The following is a 2,122-nucleotide window of genomic DNA, read 5'->3' as shown; positions in this document are numbered from 1 at the left end:
GGATGAGAAGCCGGAAAACGTCGTGCTGGAGTTCAAGCCCAACCCCAAGGAGGTGATGCTCGTGGCGTGCGTGTGGTCGCGTTGGACGAAACCAGGCGAGCCGGACCTGCAGTCCTTCGCGATCATCACCGACGAGCCGCCGCCCGAGGTCGCGGCCGCCGGCCATAACCGCATGATCGTCCGCATCAAGCCTGAGCMTGTCGATGCCTGGCTGAATCCGGACCCGAACGACCTGAAGGCGCTCTACGACATCTTCGATGACCGGACGCCTGCCATCTACGAGCACCGCCTTGCCGCATAGCAGGGCCATAGAGGCGCCAGCATGGGCATCTTGAAGAAGGCCGCAGTAGGGCAGGCCGGGCTCGGCGGATTCGGCGAGGGCAACGTCGTGTGGGTGGATGGCGGCAAGCGAGTGCGCCTGGATGACCGGGTGGACTTCTGGCCAGGTACGCAGGCCTGGCAGACGGTCCAGGACGGGCCTGACGGCCCCGCCAGCGGCATCGGCATGACCAGCCTACTGGCGTACCTAAAAAAGCAGCGTGAGGCTGATGGGCAGCCCGTGGGGCCACCGCCGCCGCGCCAGCCCAGCCGAAGGGTCGACTGCAACTATTGCGGCATGCCAGCGGAGCTTCACGGTGGCTTGGCCGTCTACCCCGACCGCAAGGACCTGCAGGACCGGCAGTTCTGGGTCTGCTGGAGCTGCGACGCATGGGTCGGGTGCAAGACCGGTGGGGACGAGCCCTTCGGCGAATTGGCGGACGAAACCCTGCGCGCGGCGCGGATCGCGGCGCACAAGGCCTTCGACCCCATTTGGGAGCAGGAGTTGATGACCAAACACGAGGCCCGCCAGTGGCTGGCGCAGGCGCTTGGCATCCCACGCGAGGAGTGCCAGATTGGGTTAATGAAGCTGGAGGACTGCGCCAGGGTCAGCCAGGCGGTGTGGGAGCGGTTTGGCGTCATTGATGGGGTCTAGTCGCTCGCAGTCCCTAGCTCCACCGCCGTGAAAGGAAGCGCTGCCCGCAATCGCCGCGAGACGGCGAGGACATGCCTGCAAAACGGATGACAGGCTGCGAGCAGGTGCCTCGCCCAAAATGGCCTAACGCCATAGCTATCGCAGCGGATAAGCTACGGATCATCTTTGAGGAGCGCGGGATGCCGCGAGATTGGACGTACGACCTCCATGTACATGGCACCACGCCAAGGCAGCTAACGCTTGAGGCTCTTGGCGAACTGGCTAAGCACTTTGCAGACCTCCTAGGGGCCGAGCAGCACGTTCGCTTTGCCGGCCTGACCAAAGGGTCGGCGGTGCTGAAAGCCCAAGTGCTGGATTCGGGTCTAGACGCCGTTAAGGCCAGCCTAGCCGCGCTCCGCTTGGCGCAGGAAAGTAGCTCCAAAGCGTCACGCCTCGACGACTACCTTAGGAGGCAGGGGTGGAATGCTGAGCTTCGCAATCGTGAAGGCAGCATCATCCTGAACTTTGCAGGAGGCCTCGCCGCCAACGACGCTGGCCAAGAGGTCCGCGTCGTCAAGCAGGTGACCACCTTGGTTGGCATGGTCAGCAAGATCGGAGGCCGAGACGAGACCGTCCCGATGACCTTGCACCTCGACTCGGGCGAGTACCTCGACGTCACGGTGAAGGGGCGCGACAAAGCTCGTCAACTTGGCGCTCATCTCTTCGGCGAGGAACTGCGCTTCACGGGCATGACGACTTGGCGGCGGGACGAAGACGGTAGCTGGTCTTGCATAACGATGCTCGTGGAGTCCTTCGAGACCCTTGATGGACGCCCCCTCGAATCACTTTTCGAATCTCTATCGGAGATCCCGGGCAATGGCTGGAAGGAGTTCGACGACCCGCTCACCGAGCTGTCGCACCTCAGGGGGGACGAGCCATGAGAGTCCTCGTTGACGCCAACTTCCTGATCTACCTTTTGGATAGACGCAAAGGGGGGGGCCAGACCGACGAGGATCGACGAGCAAAACTTCATGACGTCATTGCCCAGGTGGAGAAAAGCAGAGGGGCAATCCTCATTCCGACGCCTGCGTTGACAGAGTACCTGACGAACGCGCGCGATGCCGGTCCGCAGGTTGTCGCGGGCTTGAAGGCGCATCAGCGGATCCGAGT

The 2,122-nt window shown here is 63.1% G+C and carries 3 protein-coding genes and 1 pseudogene; all 4 read left to right on the top strand.

Going from position 1 to position 2,122, the window contains the following annotated elements; genetic code table 11:
- Positions 1-301, top strand: a 301-nt coding sequence (locus ACXJKR_RS30655) for an SOS response-associated peptidase family protein (RefSeq protein WP_457326061.1), incomplete at its 5' end; no start/stop codon positions are given.
- A 21-nt stretch (positions 302-322) separates the two neighbouring features.
- Complete coding sequence (locus ACXJKR_RS30650) at positions 323-973, top strand: zinc-finger-containing protein (protein WP_457326060.1); 651 nt, start codon at positions 323-325, stop codon at positions 971-973.
- 71 nt (positions 974-1,044) lie between these two features.
- Complete coding sequence (locus tag ACXJKR_RS30645) at positions 1,045-1,893, top strand: hypothetical protein (RefSeq protein WP_457326059.1); 849 nt, start codon at positions 1,045-1,047, stop codon at positions 1,891-1,893.
- Positions 1,890-2,122, top strand: a pseudogene (locus ACXJKR_RS30640) (hypothetical protein); the annotation flags it as partial. The gene ACXJKR_RS30645 and the pseudogene ACXJKR_RS30640, both read left to right, overlap by 4 nt.

The sequence above is a fragment of the Roseateles sp. P5_E11 genome, from assembly GCF_054049355.1.
The sequence above is the reverse complement of the archived record's forward strand: the minus strand, read 5'-3'. Positions and strand labels throughout refer to the sequence as shown.